Source organism: Nocardioides sp. NPDC023903 (assembly GCF_040639295.1).
GTDB lineage: Bacteria > Actinomycetota > Actinomycetes > Propionibacteriales > Nocardioidaceae > Nocardioides.
Genome location: NZ_JBEZZS010000007.1, coordinates 115403 through 135667, shown reverse-complemented (window position 1 = coordinate 135667; position 20265 = coordinate 115403). Strand labels below are relative to the sequence as shown.

The window sequence follows — 20265 nt, the reverse complement described above, 5'->3', positions numbered from 1 at the left end:
GACCAATCCGATTCGCCCCGGTGACCGAAGACCGGGTGACAGCGCCTCTGCGCTGATCGCCCACTTCGACATCGAGGAGCCCGATGAGCAGTCCCGACCACGAACGCCGTCGGGTTGCGGTGGTGGGCAGCGGGGTGGCCGGCCTGACCGCGGCCTACGTCGCCTCCGGCGCCAGCACGGTCACGCTCTTCGAGGCCGATGACCGGTTGGGCGGCCATGCCGACACCCATCGCGTCACCGCGCCCGACGGGAGCGAGCTGGCGATCGACACCGGCTTCATCGTGCACAACCGGCGTACGTATCCGACCCTGCTCCGGCTCTTCGCCGAGCTCGACGTGCCGACGCAGGTCTCCGAGATGTCGATGTCGGTGCGGTCGGAGAGCGACGACGTGGAGTACGCAGGTGCGCGCGGGCTGCGCGGGGTGCTGCCCGACCGCCGTGCGCTCCGCCCGGCGCACCTGCGGATGCTCGCCGAGATCCCGCGGTTCCACCGGGCCGCCCGGGCACTGCTCGCAAGCGACGAGCCCGACGATCGCACCCTCGAGGCGTTCCTGGACGAGCACGGGTTCACCCCGCACTTCCGGCGCCACTTCATGGCCCCGCTGGTCGCCGCGGTGTGGTCCTGCGACCCGGCCACGGCGCTGAGCTACCCGGCTCGCTACCTCTTCGAGTTCCTCAGCCACCACGGGATGCTGCAGGTCTTCGGCTCGCCGCGCTGGCGCACAGTCACCGGCGGGTCGGCGACGTACGTCGAGAGGGTCGCCGCCGCGATCCGCGACCGCGGCGGCCGGGTGCTGACCTCGACGAAGGTCGTGAACGTGGTCGAGACCGGCAGGGGGGTCGAGATCACCGACGGCAACGGGCGCACCGAGCTCTTCGACGCGGTCGTGCTGGCGACCCATCCCGGACAGTCGCTGGCGATGCTCGGCGAGCCGACGGCGGCCCAGCGGGAGATCCTGGGTGGGTTCCCGTACTCCGCCAACCAGGCTCAGCTGCACACCGACACCAGCCTGCTGCCGGAGAGCGATCACGTCCGGGCCTCGTGGAACTACCTGGAGCGCCCGGGCAGCGGGCAGGTCACGGTGACCTATGACTTGACCCGGTTGATGCGGCTGCCGGCTCCCGGAGGCGTACGTCACCTGGTCACGCTCGGTGGGGCCGACCTGATCGATCCGGAGAAGGTCATCGCCACCATGGAGTACGAGCACCCGCTCTACACCCCGGAATCGGTGGCGGCCCAACAGCGGGCCGACGAGCTGGACTCCGACGCGTTGGTCTTCGCCGGCGCCTGGCGTGGCTGGGGGTTCCACGAGGACGGCGCCCGCTCCGGGGCCCGGGCGGCCGAGCGATTGGGGCTGGAGCGGCCCGGCGACGCGACAGGCGTGTATCGCACCACGATCAGCCACACCCGGCGTGGACCGCTGCCGAACCGGTTCGTGCACCGCTCCCACTGGCAGGTGGTCGACCTGGACCGGCTGCCCGATCGCGGCCCCCTCGGCCGCTTCGAGGCACGTGACCATCTGGGCGACCCCGAGCTCTCGATCCGGGAGAACCTCGCCGCGTTCCTGAAGCTCCACGACATCGACCTGGGCGATGCACGGGTGCTGATGGCGGCCCAGCCGAGGGCCTTCGGGTTCAGCTTCAACCCGATCAGCGTCTACTGGTGCACGGCCACCTCCGGGGAGGCATTGGCCACCGTCGTTGAGGTGCACAACACCTACGGAGACCGGCACGCCTACCTCGTCCAGCCCGACGAACGACATCGGGCACAGGTCGCGAAGGCGATGTACGTCTCGCCGTTCCACGGCGTCGACGGCCACTACGAGCTGACCGTGCCGCCACCCGATGGGCGACTCCGGGTCGCGGTCCGGCTGACCACCGAGGACGGGACCGTCTTCGACGCCTCCGTACGCGGCTCCCGGGTCGAAGGGCGGTTCGGGGAAACGCTCCGTTCTGCTCCCGCCGCGCTTCTCGGCGCGGTCTGGATCCGCCTCCACGGCGTAGCGCTGTGGCTACGACGCCTACCGGTCCAGAGAAGGCCACTGCATCACCAAGAAGGAGTCCGATGAAGACCATCGAAGCCCCCGCCGCCCAGACGCTGGTGGGTGAGCGCTGGCCGATGCTGCAGGAAGCACCCAGCGGCCTTGTGGCCCAAGGCACCGCAGCTGCTGCCGCGACCGTCTTCCGGGCCGCTACGAAACGGCTCGGGATCAGCGTGAGCCAGGACGGCAGCCCGGCCGACATCGTGCTGCACCGCCCCGAGGAGTTCTACGCCAGGCTCAGCCGGCACGGGTTGATCGGCTTCGGTGAGGCGTACATGACCGGTGCCTGGGACGCCCCGGAGCTGGGGGAGACCCTGACCGTGCTGTGTCGGGATCTCGACGGTCTCCTGCCCGGGTGGGCGCAACGGCTGCGTGGGGTCTACGAGCGGCGCCGCGGTGCGAAGGACCTGAACACGCCGGAGAACGCGCGCGAGCACATCGGGCACCACTACGACCTGTCGAACGAGTTCTTCGCGCTCTTCCTGGACCCGACGATGAGCTACTCGGCGGGCCTCTTCTCCTCGCTGCCCTCGACCGAGGACCTGGCGCTCGCCCAACACCGCAAGATCGACCGGATCCTCGACGAGGCGGGAGTCGGACCTGGCACCCGACTCCTCGAAATCGGCACCGGCTGGGGAGAGCTCGCCCTGCGGGCCGCCGCTCGGGGCGCCCAGGTCACCTCGGTGACCCTCTCCGTCGAGCAGGCCGCGCTGGCCCGGCGCCGGATCGGCGCGGCCGGTCTGGACCATCGGGTGGACGTCGAGCTGCGCGACTACCGGGCCGTGGAAGGGACGTACGACGCGGTGGTCTCGGTCGAGATGATCGAGGCGGTCGGTGAACGGTTCTGGCCGGTCTACTTCGCGAAGATCGACGAGGTCCTGGCTCCGGGCGGCACCGCGGTGATCCAGGCGATCACCATGCCGCACGACCGGATGATCGCCACCCGGAGCACCGAGACCTGGATCACCAAGTACATCTTCCCCGGCGGACTGCTCCCCTCGACCGAGGCGATCACCGACGTCACCGAGGCCCACACCCGGCTCCGCCTGCGGAGCCGACTTTCGTTCGGCGCCCACTACGCGGAGACCCTGCGACGGTGGGACGCCTCGCTGCGTGATCACGCCGAGGAGGTTCGGGGGCTCGGGTTCGACGAGACCTTCCTGCGGATGTGGCACTTCTACCTGGAGTACTCCCGGGCCGGGTTCGCCGCCGACTACATCGACGTCCAACAGCTCACGTTCACCCGGGACGAGGTGGTTGCTCGCTGACGGTGCCTGGGTCAGACGGTCGGGACGGTGCCGCCGTCGATCACGTACTCGGCGCCTACGATCGCCGAGGCGCGGTCCGAGACGAGGAACCCGACCAGGTCCGCGATCTCCTCGGTGTTCGCGAACCGTCCCAGGGGCACTCCTCCGAGGGAGTCGTAGATCGTCTGCTTGGCTGCTTCACGGGTGAGTCCGTTGCCCTCGGCGATCCGGTCCACGAACCGCTCGTAGGCTTCGGTCTCGATCCCGCCGGGGCTGATCGCGTTGACCCGGACGCCGCGCGGTGCGAGCTCGTTGGCAAGCCCCTTGCTGTACGTGCGCAGCGCGGCCTTCGCTGCCGCATAAGCCAAGGACGCGTCGTACAGGGGCAGCTCACGCTGGATCGAGGTGAAGTGCAGCACCACGCCCGACCCAGCCCCGATCATCGCCGGGAGAAGGGCTCGATCCAGCCGTACTGCTCCAAGGAAGTTGAGGTTCAGCTCGGTGAGCCACTGGTCATCGGTGATGACCGCGAATCCACCGGACGGCGTCGACGCCCCTCCGACGACGTGCACCAGGATGTCGAGTGCGCCGAACTCCGCGATACGAGCGGCCACGGTGTCGGTGCCTTCTGCCGTCAGGATGTCTGCTTCGATGAACCGGTCAGGGTGCTCGTACCCGTCGGGCATGGTGCGCGCCGTCACGTACACGTCGGCACCCATCTCTCGCAGTCTCTCCACGACGGCCTTGCCCGAGCCCTTCGAGCCGCCCGTGACCAACGCCCGGCGACCATCGAGACGATCGCGATCTGAGATGGACATTTCTCTCCTTTGAAGGTCGAGGTGGTGCGGGTTCGGTCAGGCTGGGTGGTTGGCGATGACGAGCTCAGCGACGAGGCCATCCCGAAGCGTGAACCGGTAGTCGAGCTCGGCGACGCCACCTGGGAAGGTGCCCTCGAGCCGCACGGTGACCACCCAGTGAGCGTCATCGACGCGGCGAGCGCCGATCTGCTCGGTCACGTACTCGAACTCGGACCCGGCGTCCCGCAGGAACGCGTGGGCTTCCTCTCGGCCGCGGAAGGTCTCGTTCTGGTCGACGACCACCGCATCCTCGACGAGGAACGACGAGGCGGTGTCGGCGTCGCGGGCGACGTGGGCGGCGAGGAACTCGCGCACGGTGGTCGGGAGCAGGTCGGACGGAAGATCGGTGTGCTGTGTCATGAGCCCACCATCTGGCCTCTCGGCGTGGGAGGGTCAAGCGGTGGACTCTCCCCCAGGGGGAGCGTTCACAATGAGGGGGTGCTGACCATCGGGGAGTTCTCGCGGTTGACCCACTTGAGCGTGCGGACCCTGCGTCGCTATCACGAGGCGGCCCTGCTGGATCCCGCTGTGGTGGACGAGATCACCGGTTACCGCTACTACGGCGTCGACCAGATTCCGACCGCGCAGGTCATCCACCGACTCCGCGAGCTCGACGTCCCCCTGAGCGATGTGCAACGGATCCTGCGGACCCCCGACCCCGGTGTCCGGGCCGCCCTGGTGGCGGACCATCTGCAACGCCTCGAGGACGAGCTCGACCGCACCCGCGCCGCGGTCGTGTCGCTGCGCCGCCTGCTCCAGCCTGACCCCGCGCCGATCGACGTCGAGCTGCGTGCCGAGCCCGCCCGGACGGTCGCCGCGGTGGAGGCCGTCGTCGGTCATCGCGACGTCGAGACCTGGTACGCAGGCGCGATGGCCGAGCTGGAGGCGGCCGTCGGCACCGCCGTGACCGGACCGCCGGGCGGCAGCTACGACAACGCCCTCTTCGAGCAGGAGCGCGGTCACGCGCTCGTCTACCTGCCGACCGCTGCGCCACCTCGCACCGGGCGCGTGCACCCCGCGACCCTTCCTGCCGCGGAGCTGGCCGTCACCACCCACGTCGGCGAGCACGACGGCATCGAGGTGACGTACGGCGAGCTCGGAACCTGGGTCGTTGAGAACGCGATGTCGGTGGCCGGTCCGGTGCGGGAGGCCTACGTTGTCGGCCCTCGTGACACAAGCGATCCCGCTGCGTGGCGCACCGAGATCGGGTGGCCGGTCTTTCGTGTCACCTGAGACGAACGGGACGAACGAGGCCCCGACCGGCGGGGGAACCGGTCAGGGCCTCGGGCTCTGAGGCGGCGGCTGATCAGCCGCCGTGCTGCTCGAGGATCCGGGCGATCTCGGTGAACCCGCGGCTACGGGCATGCTCGAGCGGGGTCACGCCGTCGCGGTCGGCGATGCGCGGGTCGGCACCGTTCTCGAGCAGGCTGCGTACGACCCGCTGCCAGCGGTCGGAGCCCTCGCCCAGGATCACGGCCTCGAGGAGGGCGGTCCAGCCGAGGTCGTTGACGTGGTCGATGTCGATCTCGGTGCGAGCGACGCGCTCCACGTAGTCAGCGTGGCCGCGCTCGCTGGCGGGGATGATCGACAGGCCGCCGTAGCGGTTGCGTACGGTCAGGTCCGGGTCGACGCTGAGCAGCAGCTCGGCCATCGGGACGCTCCCGGTGACGCCGGTGACCAGCCAGGGGGTGTCGTGCTGGCCGTCGAGGGCGTCCGGGTCGGCACCCAGGTACACGAGCAGACGGGCCGTCTCGAGGTGGTCGTCGGTGACCGCTAGCAGCAGCGGCGTACGCCGGTTGGCATCTCTGGTCTCCAGGTCGGCGCCGCCACGGAGCGCCGCCGCGGCCGAGTCCGTGTCACCCGACGACGCCGCCCGCAGGAGCTGCCGGTCACCGTCGGCGACCTCGGCCGAAGCCGTACGCAACGTCGAGACGATCGCGTCGAAACCGCGCTCCTCGGCGTGCTCCAGCGCGGTCTTCCCGTCCCGGCCCGCCTCGATCGAGATGTCCACGCCGGCCGCGACGAGCACCCGTACGGTGTCGGCCGCGTCCGGGCCGTCGTCACCCAGGACGACCGCCTCGTGCAGGGCGGTCCAGCCCAGGTTGTTGACGTGGTCGAGGTCGATCCCGGCCTGCACCAGACGCCCCACGATGTCGGCGTGCCCGCGCTCGGCGGCACGGATCAGCGCGGTGCCGTTGTAAGAGTCCTTGGCGTTGACCTTCGCGCCGTTGCGGAGGGTCAGGTCGAGCAGATCGACGTAGCCCTCGCTCGCGGCGATCAGGTAGGCGCTCTGCTGGGTGTCGTCCTCGTAGTTGACGTCCGCCCCGGCCTGGACCAGCTGACGGGCACGGGCCACGTCGTTGTCCCAGGCGGCCTTGATCAGCTCCTCGTTCATGCGCTGTCGCTCCTCGGGGTCAGGGGCGTCCCGCGCCGGCTCGGTGCCGGCGGAGGACGCGGACGATTCAGATGCGGACCGGGACGGCTGGGCCGCCTCCTCCGGCGCCGCGGCGCAGCCTGCCAGAAGCACGGCCAGCACCGCGGACGCCGTGACGGAGGCCGCCACCGACCGCCGCAGCGGAGTGGTGGTCATCGCGGCATCCTGGCGGTGACGATCTCGTACGGCCCCTGCGCGGTCTGCTCGTCGAAGTGGCTGTCGACCAGCAGCAGCCTGCCGTCGAGCAGCTTGCCGGTCGTGAAGACGCGGTCCGGGTCGGTGGCGCGCGACGAGACGAGCTGCGCGGAGGTCGCCGACGGGTTCAGCTCGAGGTGCACGAGCTGCTTGTCGAAGTTGCGGATCACGGCGAGGTCGCGGCCCTGCGCGATCAGGCCGTCGGCGTTGCGCAGGTTCGCGCCCTCGGTGTCGATCTCGCTGACCTCGCCGGTGGCGACGGAGAAGCGCCACAGCTGCCCGGTGGTGCCCTGGGCGACCACGAAGGCGGAGCGGTCCTGGCTCAGCACGATGCCGCCGAGGTTGAAGCCCTCGACCGTGGTGATCAGCGAGCTGCCGTCGGCCCACTCGGTGGCCTGCCAGCCGTCGTCACCCTCGGCGACGCGGATGATCGTCGGGTCGTTGGAGTTGGTGAAGTACGCAGCCCCGTCCGGCCCGATCGCGACATCGTTGAGGAAGGCGTTGTTGTCGGGGACGCGGAGGGCGGCGAGCAGCTCGCCCTCGGGGCTGTAGACCCACAGGTCGGGGCGGTCGTTGCCGGTGCCGTTCGGGCCACCGGCGATGTAGATGCGGCCCTCATCGTCGACGGTGATGCCGCGAGCGGTGTAGCGGCCGTCGGTGCCGTCGCCGGCCAGCCACTCCTCGGCCTGGGCACGGTCGGCGGAGCCGCGCTGGATCTCGCCGCCGGTGACCTCGCTGACGTAGAACTTCCCAGCCTCCTGGTCCACGCCGATGCCCTCGAACTTCGAGCCATCCTGCGCGGACGGGTCGCCCTCGAGCAGGTAGCTCGCCGGGCGGCCGTGGCCCTCGGCGGCGTTGGCCGCGGTGCCCATGCCGAGGGCGGTGAAGGACAGGGTGGCCGAGGCGGCGATGCCGGCCAGGCCGGCGAGGGCGGCGATTCGGGACGTACGCATGGTGGTGCTCCTCCGGTGTTCGGTGCTATTGGTCGAGCTGATGCATCAACCATCGCCGTCGGAGAGGGGTCGGGACATCGGGTGACCGGCGACGTCTGGATAGCCGTTCGGCGACACCCCGGATAGCCGATCGGATGATGCCAGGGCCCCGCGATCGGCCTAGCCTGGGACGACCATGACGACCGAAGCCGCGCCAGCTCCAGGGCCAGCTCCAGCAGCCAGCGCCGGTGGGATCCTGGCCGGCCAGACGCTGCTCGACCGCTGGCTCCACATCTCACTGGTGGTGCTCGTCATCGCTTCGGTCGCGCGCTATCTGCAGGGACACGGCCTCGGCGACCAGGCCGAGGTGGTCCTGCCCGGCGCCGCCGTCCTCCTGATCGCGTACGCCGCGGGCCGCCGCCTCGCCGGCACGGCCGCGGTCGTCTGGCTGGCCGCGGTGGTCGCCTGCTGGACGGTGCTCGCCCTGATCGCGCCGTCTTTCTCGTGGGCGGCGGTGCCGTTGGTCTTCCTGGCGCTGCGGGTGCTGCCGTTCCGCTGGGCCGTGGCCGTCACGGTGTTCCTCGTCGCGGTCGTCGCTGTCGCCTGGAGCCGGATGACCGGCCTGGCCGACCCGACCGTGCTGCTCGGCCCGGTCTGCGTCGCCGTGCTCGCGGTGACCACCTACCGCGCTCTCGAGCGCGACGCGGTCACCCGTCGGGCACTCCTCAACGAGCTCGAGGCGGCCCAGGACGAGGTCGCCGACGCCGAGCGCCGAGCCGGTGTCGTGGCCGAGCGCGCACGGCTGAGCCGGGAGATCCACGACAGCGTCGCCCAGGGCCTGACCAGCATCAACCTGCTGCTCCAGGCGGCCGACCAGGAGTGGGAGTCGCGCCCGGCCGACGCCCGCGGCCACGTCGACCAGGCGGCCACCATGGCCCGCTCCTCGCTCGACGAGGCCCGCCGGGTCGTACGCGACCTCGCGCCCACCGAGCTGACCGGCGGGTCGGCGCTGGCCACCGCCGTACGCCAGGTCGCCGACGACGTCGCCGCCACCACCGGGCTCAGCGTCCCGGTCCACGTCCACGGCGACCCGCACGAGGTCGGCGGGCGGGTGGCGACGGCCGTCGTACGCACCCTGCGGGGCGCCCTCGCCAACGTCGTCGAGCACGCCGGCGCGACCACGGCGGTCGTCTCGCTCACCTTCCACGAGGGCGGGGTCGCCCTGGACGTACGCGACGACGGAGCCGGGTTCGAGCCGGCCCAGCTCAAGGAGACGGACGGGCTGCGCGGACACGGCCTGGCCGGAATGCGGGCTCGCGCCCGTCTGCTGGGTGGAGACTTGGTCATCGAGAGCGCCCCGGGCGAGGGCACAGTGGTCGCGGCCTCGTTCGCGGCCGGACAGGCAGCATCTCAGGGGGAGGAACGTCGTGGCTGAGCAACGCATCCGGGTGGTGCTGGTGGACGACCATCCGGTCGTCCGGGCAGGCGTACGCGCCCTGGTCGACGCCCAGGACGACCTGGACGTGGTCGGCGAGGCGGCCGACTCGGCTCAGGCCGTCGCGGTCGTCGGCGAGACCCGGCCGGACGTCGTGCTGATGGACCTCAGCCTCGGCGACGGACCCGGCGGCGCGGAGACCACCCGGCTGGTCCGCGAGCTGCCGTCACCGCCGCACGTGCTCGTCCTGACGACCTATGACACTGAGGCCGACGTCCTCGAGGCCGTCGACGCCGGCGCGGCGGGATACCTGTTGAAGGACGCGCCGCCCGACGAGCTGTTCCGGGCCATCCGCGGCACCGCACGAGGCGAGACCGTGCTGGCCCCGTCGGTCGCGACCCGGCTGCTGCAGCGGGCCGCCTCCCCGGCGCCGAAGGTGAGCCCGCGCGAGGTCGAGATCCTGCGGCTGCTCGCCCGGGGTCTGGGCAACAAGGAGATGGCTCGCGAGCTCCTGGTCAGCGAGGCGACGGTCAAGTCACATCTCTCCCACATCTACACCAAGCTCGGCGTCGACACCCGCGCCGGCGCCGTCGCCACGGCCATCGAGCGTCGCATCCTGCGACCCTGACGGCTAGAACAGGATGGCATCATTTGTCATCGTCCCCCGAACAAATGCTGCACGGTCCCTGAGGCGACATACAACATTTGTCATCACCGATGATACGATTGTTGCGTGATCGACTCGACGCTAGGTCGACTGGGTGCCATCGCCGAGCAGCGATGGGGCATGGTCACCACCGCCCAGGCCGCCGCCGTCGGAGTCTCGCGACAGCAACTGGCCCGCATGGCTGCCTCCGGAGCGATGGAGCGGGTCGCCCAGGGCGTCTACCGCATGGCCGGTGCACCGCATCAGAACCACGAAGCGATCTACGCAACCTGGCTCGCTCTCGGCGGAGCGACGATGCTGAAGACCCAGTCCGGGACCCCTTCCCTGGTCGCCGCCGGGATCACCGCGGCCATCGCCCACGACCTGGGCGACTTCTTCCTCGACGGCTTCGACTTCATGGTCCCGACGCGCAAGGGAACGCGGCTGCCCGGCGTACGCCTGCGCATCCGACGACTGACCCGCGAGGAGGTCGGCTCAGCCAACGGACTCCCGGTCCTGTCGGTGGAGCGGACCATCGCCGACCTGGTCGAGCAGTGGGCCGACCTCTCTCTGGTTGCCGGTGTCGTACGCGACGCCGTGCTCGCCGGCCGACTCCTCGCCCCCGACCGCCTGGCGGCCTACCTCGAGCCCATCGCCCGGGCGCAGATGCGGCGCGACATCGGCAACGGTGACGGCCGCTCCGTGGCCGACGACCTGTTCAAGCTCGCCGGCATCGCTCCCGAAGGGTGGGCGGCATGAACAGCGAGACGCCTGACAGCTCCGAGGGCTACCGCGACTGGCGCTCGATCGAGCTTGCGATGAAGGAGGCCGCCAAGAAAGCCTCCCGAGAAGCCGGGTCGAACGTACGAGCAGCGACCGTTGACGCCCAGATCCGGCAAGCTCGGTTCGACCGGTTCCTCTCCCGGGTCTTCGCTGACGGCGGGGCTTCACAGTGGATGCTCAAGGGCGGGATGAGCATGCTCGCCCGAGTCCCACAGGCACGCACGACCAAGGACGTGGACCTCGCCGCCGAACGCGCCGGCGACCTGGCCGAGGCCGAGGCGGCACTGGCCCGTGCCGTCGACGTAGATCTCGGCGACCATCTCACCTTCCGGCTGCTCAGCAGCACGCCGACCGGGCTGGGGGAGAACCAGCCCGCCGTGCTCACCCGGCGCTACGTCTTCTCCTGCATCGACACCGGCGGCGCGGTCGGTGGCGAGCGCGAGATCGACCAGGTGAAGGTGGATCTGGTCGTGGGCCCCGCCCCGGTCGGCAGGCCCGAGGTCGTCGAGCCTGCGAACCGCCTGCATCTGCGCCGAAGGTTGGTCACCCACCCCTACCGGCTCTATCCGGTCGCCGACCAGATCGCCGACAAGGTGTGCGCGACGATGGACACTAACTACCCCACCGGGGCCTCCAGCCGCGTCAAGGATCTGGTCGACCTCGTGGTACTGGCCCGTACGCAACGAGTCGACCTCGAGGAGCTGCGAGCAGCGATCGCGACCAAGAGGACCCTGGGAAAGATCCCTCCGTTCGAGCACCTCCAGGTGCCTGACGAGTGGGCCACGGCGTACCCCAAAGAGGCTCGAGGAGTGCCCGGGGCACAAGACATCACCGCGGCCGCGGCCGAGGCGTACGCCGCCCAGCTCGTCGACCCCGCACTCACCGGCACCACCGCAGATGCGGCGGCCGTGTGGGTGCCCGGCGCCGGCTGGACCGCCCCCGACGACGTCGAGGCGATCAGCGCCGAGGTCGCCGACGACGTCGCGGCCGGAGGAGACGTCTACGAGCGCCACCGCACCCGCGGCGGGTGGCCGGTGCGTGAGCACTGGCGAGCAGCACGCGACACCGCCCGCGTACGGCCCAACGAGCGTCGCACCCTGCGACCTTGACCGCGGCTGTCAGCAGGTCGCCAGCAGCATGGGTTCGAGCAGAAGACCGAGGTCGTAGAGCGGGTCGGTGCTGTCCCAGTTGCGGCCGGTCCAGCCGAGCGTGATCTGGCGGGTGCCGTCCGGTGAGCCCCAGCTGATCGACTGTGCGCCCATGTGGGCGCCGTCGTGGCCGTAGAGGTACTCGCCGGGGTTGCACGGGTCGGCGACCCGGTAGATCCCGAACCCGTAGTCCGGGTCGGCGCTGCCCGCGATCGGAGGCAGCATCTTCTCGACCGAGGCCGGGCTGAGCAGCTGCCCGGTGAGGAGCGACTCGTTGAGGTCGGCGAGGTCCTCGGTGGTGCTCGTCGCGGCCCCGGCGGCGTGGAAGATGCTCGGGTGCAGGTCGGTCATCGGCCGCCAGGTGCCCTCGTAGTGGCCGGCGTCCTCGAGGAACGGGCCGCGGTTGCGGGCATCGGTCGGGTAGGCGCTCTGACGCATGCCTGCCGGTTTGAGCACCCGGTCGCGTACGAGATCCTCGATCCGCTCCCCGGTCTCCTTCTCGAGCATGACCCCGAGCGCGACGTAGCCGTAGTTGGAGTAGGAGAAGTCGGTGCCGGGCTCGAAGAGCCAGCCGGCGCCGCGCATGAAGGCGAGGTGCTCGGCCTCGGAGTAGTACTGCCCGAGTGCGTCGATCAGCTGGTCCCACGAGGTCGGGTCCTCGACGCGGTCGAAGAGGATCTCCTCGGGCCCGCGTGGGGCGCCGGAGGTGTGGTTGAGCAGGTGCTTGATCGTGACGCCGTCGGGGAAGGTGCCCGGGAGCAGGTCGTTGGCGGGCGTGTCCAGGGTCCAGCCGCCGCGTTCGACCTCCTGCATCACCAGGGTCGCGATCAGGGTCTTGGTGTTGCTGGCGATGTGGAACCGGTCGCCGGGCCTGACCTGCTTCTTCTTCCCGACCTCTCGTACGCCACCCGCCCCCGACCACTCCAGGCCGGGCGTCTCGACCCGGGCGGTCACGCCCACGGCACCATCGGCGATGAACGCGTCGACGGCACGGTCGAGGTCGGCGGCGGTGGGATTCGCTGACCGGGCCCTGAGCCCCTGCCGCTCGCTGGCGGCCCGCTCGGCGATCGCGGTCGCCTCCCGGGTCAGTGCGGTCGGGTCCGGCGCGACCGCTGCGGGTCCGGGATCAGGCTCGGCGTACGCGGCCGGCACGGCCGTCAGGGGGAGGAGCACCGCGGCGATCGCTGCGGTGCCCGTGCGGACGAGGGTCCGAGACATGGCTGCTCCTGTCGTCGTTGACGTTTCGCAGCCATCGTTCCGGGCCCGGACGTACGCCCGCATCAGCCTCGAGTCGGAGATCGAGGTCGTCCTTCGTCAGTCTCGAAGCTGACGCCGCAGGGCGCGGGCGGCCTTGCCCTTGCGCGAGAAGAGGTCGCGGCGCTCGGCCGGGGTCATCGGGCCGAGCTTCTCGAGGACCGCGGCGGGGAAGCCGGCGACCTCTGGGGCCTCGCCGATCGGCACGGTGGTGTGGACGACGGGGGCGCCGGGGACGCCGCCGACGCCCTCGTCGTAGAGGTGGACGAGCGAGATCGCCTGGTGGCCGTCGACCGAGGCGGAGTAGCGGTCGAGGGTCGCCGGCGCCGCGGTGTAGCAGCTCGCCGAGGCGACCGAGACCGGGATCCCGGCGAACGTGGTGCTGGTCGAGTAGTGCAGATGACCTGCGAGAACAGCGCGTACGTCCGTCCCCGCCAGCACCGAAGCGAGCCGGTCCTGGCCGTCGAGCTCGATGATCACGCTGGCCTCGTTGAGGGGGAGCGGGACCGGCGGGTGATGCATCGTGAGCAGGGTGCCGTGCGGCGCCGGCTCGGCCAGCACCTCGGCCAGCCAGTCCAGCTGGGGCTCGGTGATGTCACCGTGGTGCCAGCCCGGAACGGTCGTGTCCAGGGCGATGATCCGGAGCCCGTCGACGTCGTAGACCCGGTCCTGCGGCGCGTCCGAGGCCTCGCCGAAGAGCACCTCGGAGTAGACCTCGCGTTCGTCGTGGTTGCCCATCACCCAGATGATCTCGGCGCCGAGGTCCGCGGCGACCGGCTCGACCTGCTTCCGGAGACGTACGTAGGCGTCGCGCTCACCCAGGTCGGCGAGGTCGCCGGTGAAGACGATCGCCTGCGGCGGGATCGTCATCCCGCGCAGCCGGTCCAGCGCACGCTCGAACCCGGGCGTCGGGTCGACCTTGCCGAAAATCCGCCGGTCCCCTGCGTAGAGGTGAGGGTCGGAGAGGTGGGCGATCGTATGACGTGGAGAGGGATACTGGCCGAACTGCACGCTCCCCACACTAGGTTCAACTGCCGTGTCGCTCCACCCCGCCGCTCGGCAGCTCGTTGAACCGATGTAGCAGCGACACGAGCCGATCCAGGTCGTCCTCTGACCAGCCCTCGACACGCTGTTCCAGCTCGTCCTGACGCAGCGCGAGCGCTCGTTCGACCTGCGTGCGGCCCGCGTCCGTCAGGGACACGAGCACCGAGCGCCCGTCCTCCGGCGCGCGATCGCTCTGCACCAGACCGAGCGACGTCATGCGTCCGAAGAGGGCGCTCGCGGAGCTGCGATCCATCGCCACGGCTTCAGCCACGGCGCTCGGCTTGGCAGGGCCGTACGCATAGAGCCAGCGGGCGAGGTGGAAAGCGGCGGGGCGCAGCTCCTCGTGGAACGCCGCGGCGGACCGTTCGGTGAGCGCGCGCGAGGCACTGAGCAGAGCGTTGAGCTCGAGGCCGAGCCGTGTGGTCGCTGGGGTCATGCAGCACTCCAAAGTAATAGGCATTTGCACACCATCAATATAGTGGGCATATACACACTATATCGGCCGTTCGGTCGAAGAGAGGGAGTGCCGCATGAACGACGAGGCTCCGACGATCGTCCTCACTGGAGCGACGGGTGGCCTCGGTGCCCTCGCCGCGACCTCGCTGGCCGCGACGGGAGCGCACCTGGTCATCACGGCGCGGAGCGCGGAGCGCGCCCAGGCCACGATCTCGTCCGTACGCGAGGTGGCTCCGGCCTCGGACCCGGAGGTGTTCGTGGTGGACCTCGCCCGGCCGGGCGAGGTGCGCAAGGTGGGCGAGGAGATCCGGTCTCGGCACGGACGGATCGACGTACTCATCAACAACGCGGGGATCCACGCCTTCGAGCCGCGAGTCACGGCCGATGGGTTCCCGGAGATGATTGCGGTCAACTACCTCGCGCCCTTCGTGCTGACCCGCGAGCTGCTGCCGTCGCTGCAGCGATCTCCTGCCGGCCGAGTGGTGAACGTCGCGTCCGAGGCGTCGCGCAGACACGGCGACCTGCGCATCCCGCAGGTCCTGAGCGACACGACCCCGTTCACGGCCCGAGGGTCGTCGGAGCGCTACGGACAGAGCAAGCTGCTCGACATCATGTTCACGCTCGCGCTCGCTCGGCGGCTCGACGGATCCGCGGTCACTGCCAACTGCGTGGACCCGGGGTTCAACGTGACCGGCCTGGGTCGTGACCTCCGCTTCGCCGCCGGACTCGAGCGGGTGCTCCGGGCGTTGCGCATCGGCGACCCCGCTCGTGGCGCGGGCCTGATCGTCGATCTCGCCACCGAGGCGCGCTACGCCGGACGAAGCGGCCTGTACGTCACCGAGAAGCAGCGGCGCGAGCTCGTTCCCGCGGCTCCGGCCACTGACCTCTCGGCCCAGGACGAGCTCTGGCGAGCCACCGAGCACCTGCTCGACCGGGTCTGACTTGGAGGTTGGCGGGGAACTCCCAAGGCTCACTTGGAAGTTCCCGTCAACTTCCAACTCAAACTGCCTCTGAGTGGTAAGTTGACCGGTCATGGATCCGGAGAGGTACGACGCTCCGCAGTTCGGCAGGGCGACGCGGGAGCCGGGGAACAAGTGGGCCTACTGGTACTACCGACCCGCCCACATCCCGCGTGACCTGCCGTTACAGCCGCTCACCGTGAAGGCGCTCTCGGACGCCGACGCCGCGCTGGGGCGCCTCCAGGGGGTGAGTGCGCTGATCCAGGACCCCGAGCTGCTGATCGGGCCCTACCTGACCCAGGAGGCGGTCGCCTCCTCCCGGATCGAGGGCACCCAGACCTCTCTGGAGGAGGTCCTTCAGGACGAGGTCAGCGGCCAGGCGACCAGGAGCGAGGACGTCGCAGAGGTCAAGGCCTACCTCGCCGCGACCCGCCAGGGCTTCGAGCTCATCAAGAGCTGGCCGCTCAGCCAACGGCTCGTCCTCGAGCTCCACAAGACCCTCCTCGCCGGCGTCCGGGGCCAGGAGCGCCATCCCGGTGAGTTCCGGCGGACCCCGGTCTGGGTCGGCTCGCCGACCGACAACCCCACCACCGCCGCGTACGTCCCACCCCTCCCGCCCGACCTGCCGGAGCTGATCGCCGACTGGGAGGAGTACGTCAACGTCCCCGACCTCAGTCCGACGCTGGTGCGCTGCGCGCTGATGCACTACCAGTTCGAGACGATCCACCCGTTCCTCGACGGCAACGGGCGCATCGGGCGGCTGCTGATCAACCTGATGCTGATGGAGGAGGGGCGGATGACCACGCCGCTGCTCTATCTCTCCGGCTACATCGAGGCCCACCGCCAGACCTACTACCAGCGGCTGCAGAGCGTCCGGGAGCGCGGTGAGATGCAGGAGTGGCTGCAGTTCTTCCTCACCGCGGTGCGACGCTCGGCCGAGGACGCGTCGACCAGGTCCGAGCGTCTGGTCGCGCTCCGGGAGAGCTATCTCGACGAGGCCGCCACCTCGCGCGCCAACCTGTCCGGGCTGGTGACGCTGCTGTTCGCCAACCCCTACCTGACCGTCAAGCGCGTCGAGGACGCGACCGGCCTGACCAACCAGGGAGCGCGCAATCTGATCCAGGACGCAGAGCGGCGCGGGTGGATCGAGGCGGCCGGCCGGTCGGGCCGCGGCGGCCGGCACTACTGGATCGCCAGGGCTGTGATGAACGTGATCGAGGAGCCGCTGGCGTACGACTGAACCCGGCGGAAAACGTGCAGGTGGCCCCGGCTGTGCACGTGTGCACGCCCAGGGCCACCTGTGTGACGTTGCCGAGCAGTCGGTAGGGGGTGATCACCCGGCGATGGTCATGTTTCTCAGAAGGTGCCGAGCGCCAGCGGGTTCGGGACCTGGTCGACGGGGAGGCCGTCGAGGGCCGGGTTCTCCATGGGGAGCAGGAAGGAGACCTGGTCCATCTCGCTGTCGGACAGCTCGGACGGCATGGCGCCGCCCATGATCTTGTCCATCACGATGCCGGGCGCACCGACGTAGGCGCCGGAGACGACCATGGCGGCACCGTTGCCGACCTGGTGCGAGCCACCGTCCCAGTTCACCCAGGCCTTCTTCTGCGCCGGGCTCAGCTCGCCGCCGGTGGCGCCCATCAGGATGAGGCCCGGAGCGCCGACCCAGGCGCCGGAGACCATGCGGGCCGCGCCGCCGGTCGCCTGACCGGCGCCGCAGATGAAGCCGGCCCAGGCCTTCTGGCTCGAGGGCGAGAGGTCCGAGGCGCCGGCGGAGTTCTCCTTGATGCACTCGGCCTCGGTGCGGTTGTGGTGGGTGCCGTCGGCTGCGGTGGCGGTACCCGTGGTCAGTGCGACTGCGACACCCGAGAAGGCGGCGACGGCCGCGACGCGGCGGAGCAGCCCTGTCTTCATGTTCATTTCGTACCTTTCATCGATCAATTCGAATTGAAACATCACGCACGGACGCGACCCCCGGACCGATAACAGACGCATCGATACGTTCGCATCCGGGAAAAGATGCTAGGAGCATCGACGGCGATCAGTGCAAGCGACACGGCGGTTTTCGTGTCAACTAAGTGCCGAATGAAATGTAATGACGTAATTTTCGTCAAACTGCAACGTCGTTGTCTGGTCGCGCGTAAATGCGCAGATGGCCCGGGCGTGCACGAGTGCACGCCTAGGCCATCTGGGGACGGCGCCGATCACATCGTGGTGGGAGCTACGTGCGGTCGGCAGCTGTCATGTCGCCGCTCAGAAGGATCCGAGGGGAGCCATCGGGTTCGGGATCTGCTCGGTGGGAACACCGTCGAGTGCCGGGCTGTCCTGCGGGATGAGGAACGTGACCTGCTCGAGCTCGCTCGGCGACAGGTCGCTCGGGGTCGCCCCGCCCGCGATCTGGTCGAGGATGATGCCGGGGGCACCGACGTAGGCGCCCGCGACCATCATGGCGGCACCCTCACCGATCTTGTGGCCACCCTCGTCCCAGTTCTCCCAGGCAGCCAGCTGCTCCGGGGTGATCGGGGAGCCGGTGGCGCCGGCGAGGATCAGGCCCGGGGCGCCGACCCAGGCGCCGCTGACCATCTGGGAAGCACCGCCGGCGACGTAGGAGCCGCCGAGGATGAAGTCCTCCCACGCCTTCTGCGAGGAGGGCGAGAGGTCGGAGGAGGAGACGCTGGCGGTGGCCGGCGCCGGCGCGGCGACGGCGGTGCCGGTGGTCAGTGCGACGGCGACACCCGAGAAGGCGGCGATGGCCGCGGCGCGGCGGAGCAGCCCTGTCTTCTTGCTCATTTCATACCTTTCATCGTCAATTCGAATCGATCGCAGCGCGGCCGCCGAGCTGATAACACTCGCTTCGACACGTCCGCGTGCGGTTCATGACGCTAGGGATGCTCACCGTGCGATGTTTCGTCCGACACGGCTTCGTAATTACCAAGTGGACGTAAACGTTCCATACCGCCGGGTAATACCATGCCCGGTCGGGTTAATGGATTCCTGGAATTCGTCGAGCGCGCTAGATTGCCGCGTCCTCTTCTCGGGACCCCCCACCTAGAAGGCATCGATGAGCTCGGCAACGTACGCACCTGTGATCGCTGATTCCGGTCGGCCGAGGAAGGGCGGCAGGGTCGTCCTGTCGGTGCTCCTCGGACTGCTCGGCGCACCACTCCTGCTCGTCGGAACGGGTCTTGCCATTGCGGCCGGGCCCGACGATGTCGTGATGGGCAAGGAGACCCCGATCGAGCAGGGTGCGGCGTACTCCACGCCGGAGGCGTTCGCCTTCGACCGGCTCCCGGTCACCGTACGCGTCGAGGCGATGGGGGAGGCGTACGTCGGGGTCGGCAACCCGGTCGACGTCCTTGATGTCGTCAAGGACACCAGGGCCGTCGAGATCGCCAAGACCCCGCTGACCAGGGTCAGCGGCGCCGCAGGCTCGGGGAAGGAGGTGCCGGATACCTCGCAGGCGCCGTGGTGGCACGAGAAGGTCTCGGGCTCCGGAACCCAGGAGCTGAACGTGACGCTCACCGGCGAGTCGGTCTCGTTTCTGGCCGCGAGCCGGGACGGTGCGCCGATCAAGCTCGCCTTCGGATATCGGATCGATGGGATCTTCGCGGTCGCCCTGGGCATCGCCGGCTTCGGTGCGCTGCTGCTGGTCGGCGCGATCGTCCTGCTGGTGACCAGGAAGCGTGAGCGCCCGAACGAGTGGCAGCCGCCGCGGCCGCCGGTTTCGTACGCCCAACCGACCCACCCCGCTCAGCCGAGCTACCCGACCCAGCCGGCCCGCCCGGTCCTGACTGGGCCGACTGGGCCGACGGGGCCGACGGGGCCGGCGCCGACTCGCCCGGCCATGCCGCGCCCGCCGGCCGGCGGGCTCTATCGCCGCCTGGGCGTGGCGGCCGGGATCGGCGTCGTGACGTTCTCGCTCACGGGGTGCTCGATGCCCGCGTCCGTCGAGCTCGACGCGGCCAGCAAGGTCTCGCTGCACAAGGACGACGTCGCAGACCTGATGAAGGATTGGAACAAGCGCAACAACAAGGCGATCAAGGCCAACCAGCCTGGGAAGTGGAAGGCCGAGGCGTGGACCGAGGCCGACAGCGGCCCGGTCCTGGCCAAGGACCAGCTCACCTCCGCGGTGAACGAGGGCTTCGACGTCCGGGACCGCCCGCCCACGTGGACGGCGGTGCCGGGACGGGTGTGGTCGGTGCAGCTCAGCGAGTACCCGATGTGGGCCGTCGTGGAGGTCAACGTCAAGGGCATGAAGAAGGCGAAGCTGACCCGGCTGGCCGTCTATGAGCAGCAGGACGCCCTGTCCCCCTGGAAGGTACGCAGCAGCCTCGGCGTCAAGAAGAAGGCCGTTCCGCCCGAGGTCGAGGGCGCGGCCCCGGCGTCGGCAGCGGCGACGAAGCAGGTCGAGGAGGTCGCCGCCAAGATCGACGCCTACCTCGAGAAGCCGAAGAAGATCGACGGCCTCGACGGGTTCAAGAAGCTCGCCGAACCCGGCGACGAGATCGCGGCGTACGCCTCGGACATGGGTGTCGACATGGTCAAGACGACCGCCGAGCCCTTCGACAAGACGAGCACCCGCATGGTGCAGACCTCCGAGGGCGTCCTCGCGATGCTGGACTTCACGACAGACTCCATCGTCGGTGGCCAGGGCACCGAGTGGGAGTGGAACCCGCCCTTCGACGAGTTCCGCAGCCAGGCCGGTAAGAACCTGTCGATCCGGAGCGCGGTGACGGTAGCGGTGCTGGTGCCGGAGGACGGCGACCCGTCGGTCCTCGGCGTCGAGTACGGCGAGATCCTGGGCGCGAAGGTGAAGATCTGACCCTCAGGGTT

At 69.9% G+C, this 20265-nt stretch carries 19 protein-coding genes; 10 read left to right on the top strand and 9 right to left on the bottom strand.

Translation table 11 applies throughout. From position 1 onward, the window contains the following. The first annotated feature begins 83 nt into the window (after positions 1–83). Both AB0F44_RS10725 and AB0F44_RS10720 read left to right on the top strand, forming a co-directional pair. Positions 84–2069, top strand: coding sequence for an FAD-dependent oxidoreductase (locus AB0F44_RS10725; RefSeq protein ID WP_357355196.1), 1986 nt, complete (start codon positions 84–86; stop codon positions 2067–2069). Next, the gene (locus AB0F44_RS10720; RefSeq protein WP_357355194.1) at positions 2066–3310 is read left to right on the top strand and encodes a class I SAM-dependent methyltransferase; all 1245 of its coding nucleotides are present in this window, start codon (positions 2066–2068) and stop codon (positions 3308–3310) included. Before AB0F44_RS10725 ends, AB0F44_RS10720 begins: the two co-directional genes overlap by 4 nt. A gap of 11 nt (positions 3311–3321) precedes the next feature. Here the strand turns inward: AB0F44_RS10720 and AB0F44_RS10715 are convergent, their stop codons facing one another. Both AB0F44_RS10715 and AB0F44_RS10710 read right to left on the bottom strand, forming a co-directional pair. Beyond that, on the bottom strand, positions 3322–4107 hold the full coding sequence (locus tag AB0F44_RS10715) for an SDR family oxidoreductase (protein ID WP_357355192.1): 786 nt from the start codon (positions 4105–4107) through the stop codon (positions 3322–3324). A 36-nt stretch (positions 4108–4143) separates the two neighbouring features. Then, positions 4144–4506: a nuclear transport factor 2 family protein gene (locus AB0F44_RS10710; protein ID WP_357355190.1), complete on the bottom strand. Its 363-nt coding sequence runs from the start codon at positions 4504–4506 to the stop codon at positions 4144–4146. Positions 4507–4584: 78 nt separating this feature from the next. Here AB0F44_RS10710 and AB0F44_RS10705 point away from each other — a divergent pair, with 78 nt between their 5' ends. Next, entirely contained in the window at positions 4585–5379 is a 795-nt protein-coding gene (locus AB0F44_RS10705) for a MerR family transcriptional regulator (RefSeq protein ID WP_357355188.1), read from the top strand. A gap of 73 nt (positions 5380–5452) precedes the next feature. Here AB0F44_RS10705 and AB0F44_RS10700 read toward each other — a convergent pair whose 3' ends face one another. Further along, positions 5453–6736, bottom strand: coding sequence for an ankyrin repeat domain-containing protein (locus AB0F44_RS10700; RefSeq protein WP_357355186.1), 1284 nt, complete (start codon positions 6734–6736; stop codon positions 5453–5455). After that, positions 6733–7728, bottom strand: a complete 996-nt coding sequence (locus AB0F44_RS10695) for a gluconolaconase (protein ID WP_357355184.1) — start codon at positions 7726–7728, stop codon at positions 6733–6735. The genes AB0F44_RS10700 and AB0F44_RS10695 overlap by 4 nt, the downstream gene beginning before the upstream one ends. Before the next feature lie 175 nt (positions 7729–7903). Here AB0F44_RS10695 and AB0F44_RS10690 point away from each other — a divergent pair, with 175 nt between their 5' ends. The 4 genes from AB0F44_RS10690 (at position 7904) to AB0F44_RS10675 (ending at position 11680) form a co-directional block, all read left to right on the top strand. Continuing rightward, the gene (locus AB0F44_RS10690) at positions 7904–9142 is read left to right on the top strand and encodes a sensor histidine kinase (RefSeq protein WP_357355182.1); all 1239 of its coding nucleotides are present in this window, start codon (positions 7904–7906) and stop codon (positions 9140–9142) included. Continuing rightward, a complete protein-coding gene (locus AB0F44_RS10685; RefSeq protein ID WP_357355180.1) occupies positions 9135–9770 on the top strand; it encodes a response regulator transcription factor in 636 nt (211 codons plus the stop codon). Before AB0F44_RS10690 ends, AB0F44_RS10685 begins: the two co-directional genes overlap by 8 nt. A 105-nt stretch (positions 9771–9875) precedes the next feature. Continuing rightward, on the top strand, positions 9876–10547 hold the full coding sequence (locus AB0F44_RS10680; protein ID WP_357355178.1) for a type IV toxin-antitoxin system AbiEi family antitoxin domain-containing protein: 672 nt from the start codon (positions 9876–9878) through the stop codon (positions 10545–10547). Then, positions 10544–11680, top strand: a complete 1137-nt coding sequence (locus tag AB0F44_RS10675) for a nucleotidyl transferase AbiEii/AbiGii toxin family protein (protein WP_357355176.1) — start codon at positions 10544–10546, stop codon at positions 11678–11680. Before AB0F44_RS10680 ends, AB0F44_RS10675 begins: the two co-directional genes overlap by 4 nt. Positions 11681–11689: 9 nt before the next feature. Here the strand turns inward: AB0F44_RS10675 and AB0F44_RS10670 are convergent, their stop codons facing one another. The 3 genes from AB0F44_RS10670 to AB0F44_RS10660 form a co-directional block, all read right to left on the bottom strand. Next, positions 11690–12937 carry a serine hydrolase domain-containing protein gene (locus AB0F44_RS10670; RefSeq protein WP_357355174.1) on the bottom strand — a complete coding sequence of 416 codons (1248 nt, stop codon included), beginning with the start codon at positions 12935–12937 and terminating at the stop codon, positions 11690–11692. Between the two features lie 96 nt (positions 12938–13033). Further along, on the bottom strand, positions 13034–13984 hold the full coding sequence (locus AB0F44_RS10665) for a metallophosphoesterase (RefSeq protein WP_357355172.1): 951 nt from the start codon (positions 13982–13984) through the stop codon (positions 13034–13036). A gap of 16 nt (positions 13985–14000) precedes the next feature. After that, complete coding sequence (locus tag AB0F44_RS10660; protein WP_357355170.1) at positions 14001–14453, bottom strand: MarR family transcriptional regulator; 453 nt, start codon at positions 14451–14453, stop codon at positions 14001–14003. A gap of 94 nt (positions 14454–14547) precedes the next feature. Between AB0F44_RS10660 and AB0F44_RS10655 the strand changes: the two genes are divergently transcribed. Together AB0F44_RS10655 and AB0F44_RS10650 are read left to right on the top strand one after the other, a co-directional pair. Further along, positions 14548–15414: an SDR family NAD(P)-dependent oxidoreductase gene (locus AB0F44_RS10655; protein WP_357355168.1), complete on the top strand. Its 867-nt coding sequence runs from the start codon at positions 14548–14550 to the stop codon at positions 15412–15414. 91 nt (positions 15415–15505) lie between these two features. Then, positions 15506–16672, top strand: coding sequence for a Fic/DOC family N-terminal domain-containing protein (locus tag AB0F44_RS10650; RefSeq protein WP_357355166.1), 1167 nt, complete (start codon positions 15506–15508; stop codon positions 16670–16672). 116 nt (positions 16673–16788) lie between these two features. Here the strand turns inward: AB0F44_RS10650 and AB0F44_RS10645 are convergent, their stop codons facing one another. Both AB0F44_RS10645 and AB0F44_RS10640 read right to left on the bottom strand, forming a co-directional pair. Continuing rightward, the gene (locus tag AB0F44_RS10645) at positions 16789–17352 is read right to left on the bottom strand and encodes a type III effector (RefSeq protein WP_357355164.1); all 564 of its coding nucleotides are present in this window, start codon (positions 17350–17352) and stop codon (positions 16789–16791) included. Between the two features lie 333 nt (positions 17353–17685). Further along, complete coding sequence (locus AB0F44_RS10640) at positions 17686–18222, bottom strand: type III effector (RefSeq protein WP_357355162.1); 537 nt, start codon at positions 18220–18222, stop codon at positions 17686–17688. A gap of 271 nt (positions 18223–18493) precedes the next feature. On the opposite strand from AB0F44_RS10640, the gene AB0F44_RS10635 reads away from it, so the two are divergent. Further along, positions 18494–20254: a hypothetical protein gene (locus AB0F44_RS10635; RefSeq protein ID WP_357355160.1), complete on the top strand. Its 1761-nt coding sequence runs from the start codon at positions 18494–18496 to the stop codon at positions 20252–20254. Positions 20255–20265 lie beyond the last annotated feature (11 nt).

What these genes read in the sequence shown, in the direction of transcription:
- AB0F44_RS10725 (WP_357355196.1), top strand. Translation starts at nt 84, where the DNA reads ATGAGCAGTCCCGACCACGAACGCCGTCGGGTTGCGGTGGTGGGCAGC.
- AB0F44_RS10720 (WP_357355194.1), top strand. Translation starts at nt 2,066, where the DNA reads ATGAAGACCATCGAAGCCCCCGCCGCCCAGACGCTGGTGGGTGAGCGC.
- AB0F44_RS10715 (WP_357355192.1), bottom strand. Translation starts at nt 4,107, where the DNA reads ATGTCCATCTCAGATCGCGATCGTCTCGATGGTCGCCGGGCGTTGGTC.
- AB0F44_RS10710 (WP_357355190.1), bottom strand. Translation starts at nt 4,506, where the DNA reads ATGACACAGCACACCGATCTTCCGTCCGACCTGCTCCCGACCACCGTG.
- AB0F44_RS10700 (WP_357355186.1), bottom strand. Translation starts at nt 6,736, where the DNA reads ATGACCACCACTCCGCTGCGGCGGTCGGTGGCGGCCTCCGTCACGGCG.
- AB0F44_RS10695 (WP_357355184.1), bottom strand. Translation starts at nt 7,728, where the DNA reads ATGCGTACGTCCCGAATCGCCGCCCTCGCCGGCCTGGCCGGCATCGCC.
- AB0F44_RS10690 (WP_357355182.1), top strand. Translation starts at nt 7,904, where the DNA reads ATGACGACCGAAGCCGCGCCAGCTCCAGGGCCAGCTCCAGCAGCCAGC.
- AB0F44_RS10675 (WP_357355176.1), top strand. Translation starts at nt 10,544, where the DNA reads ATGAACAGCGAGACGCCTGACAGCTCCGAGGGCTACCGCGACTGGCGC.
- AB0F44_RS10670 (WP_357355174.1), bottom strand. Translation starts at nt 12,937, where the DNA reads ATGTCTCGGACCCTCGTCCGCACGGGCACCGCAGCGATCGCCGCGGTG.
- AB0F44_RS10660 (WP_357355170.1), bottom strand. Translation starts at nt 14,453, where the DNA reads ATGACCCCAGCGACCACACGGCTCGGCCTCGAGCTCAACGCTCTGCTC.
- AB0F44_RS10655 (WP_357355168.1), top strand. Translation starts at nt 14,548, where the DNA reads ATGAACGACGAGGCTCCGACGATCGTCCTCACTGGAGCGACGGGTGGC.
- AB0F44_RS10650 (WP_357355166.1), top strand. Translation starts at nt 15,506, where the DNA reads ATGGATCCGGAGAGGTACGACGCTCCGCAGTTCGGCAGGGCGACGCGG.
- AB0F44_RS10645 (WP_357355164.1), bottom strand. Translation starts at nt 17,352, where the DNA reads ATGAACATGAAGACAGGGCTGCTCCGCCGCGTCGCGGCCGTCGCCGCC.
- AB0F44_RS10640 (WP_357355162.1), bottom strand. Translation starts at nt 18,222, where the DNA reads ATGAGCAAGAAGACAGGGCTGCTCCGCCGCGCCGCGGCCATCGCCGCC.
- AB0F44_RS10635 (WP_357355160.1), top strand. Translation starts at nt 18,494, where the DNA reads ATGAGCTCGGCAACGTACGCACCTGTGATCGCTGATTCCGGTCGGCCG.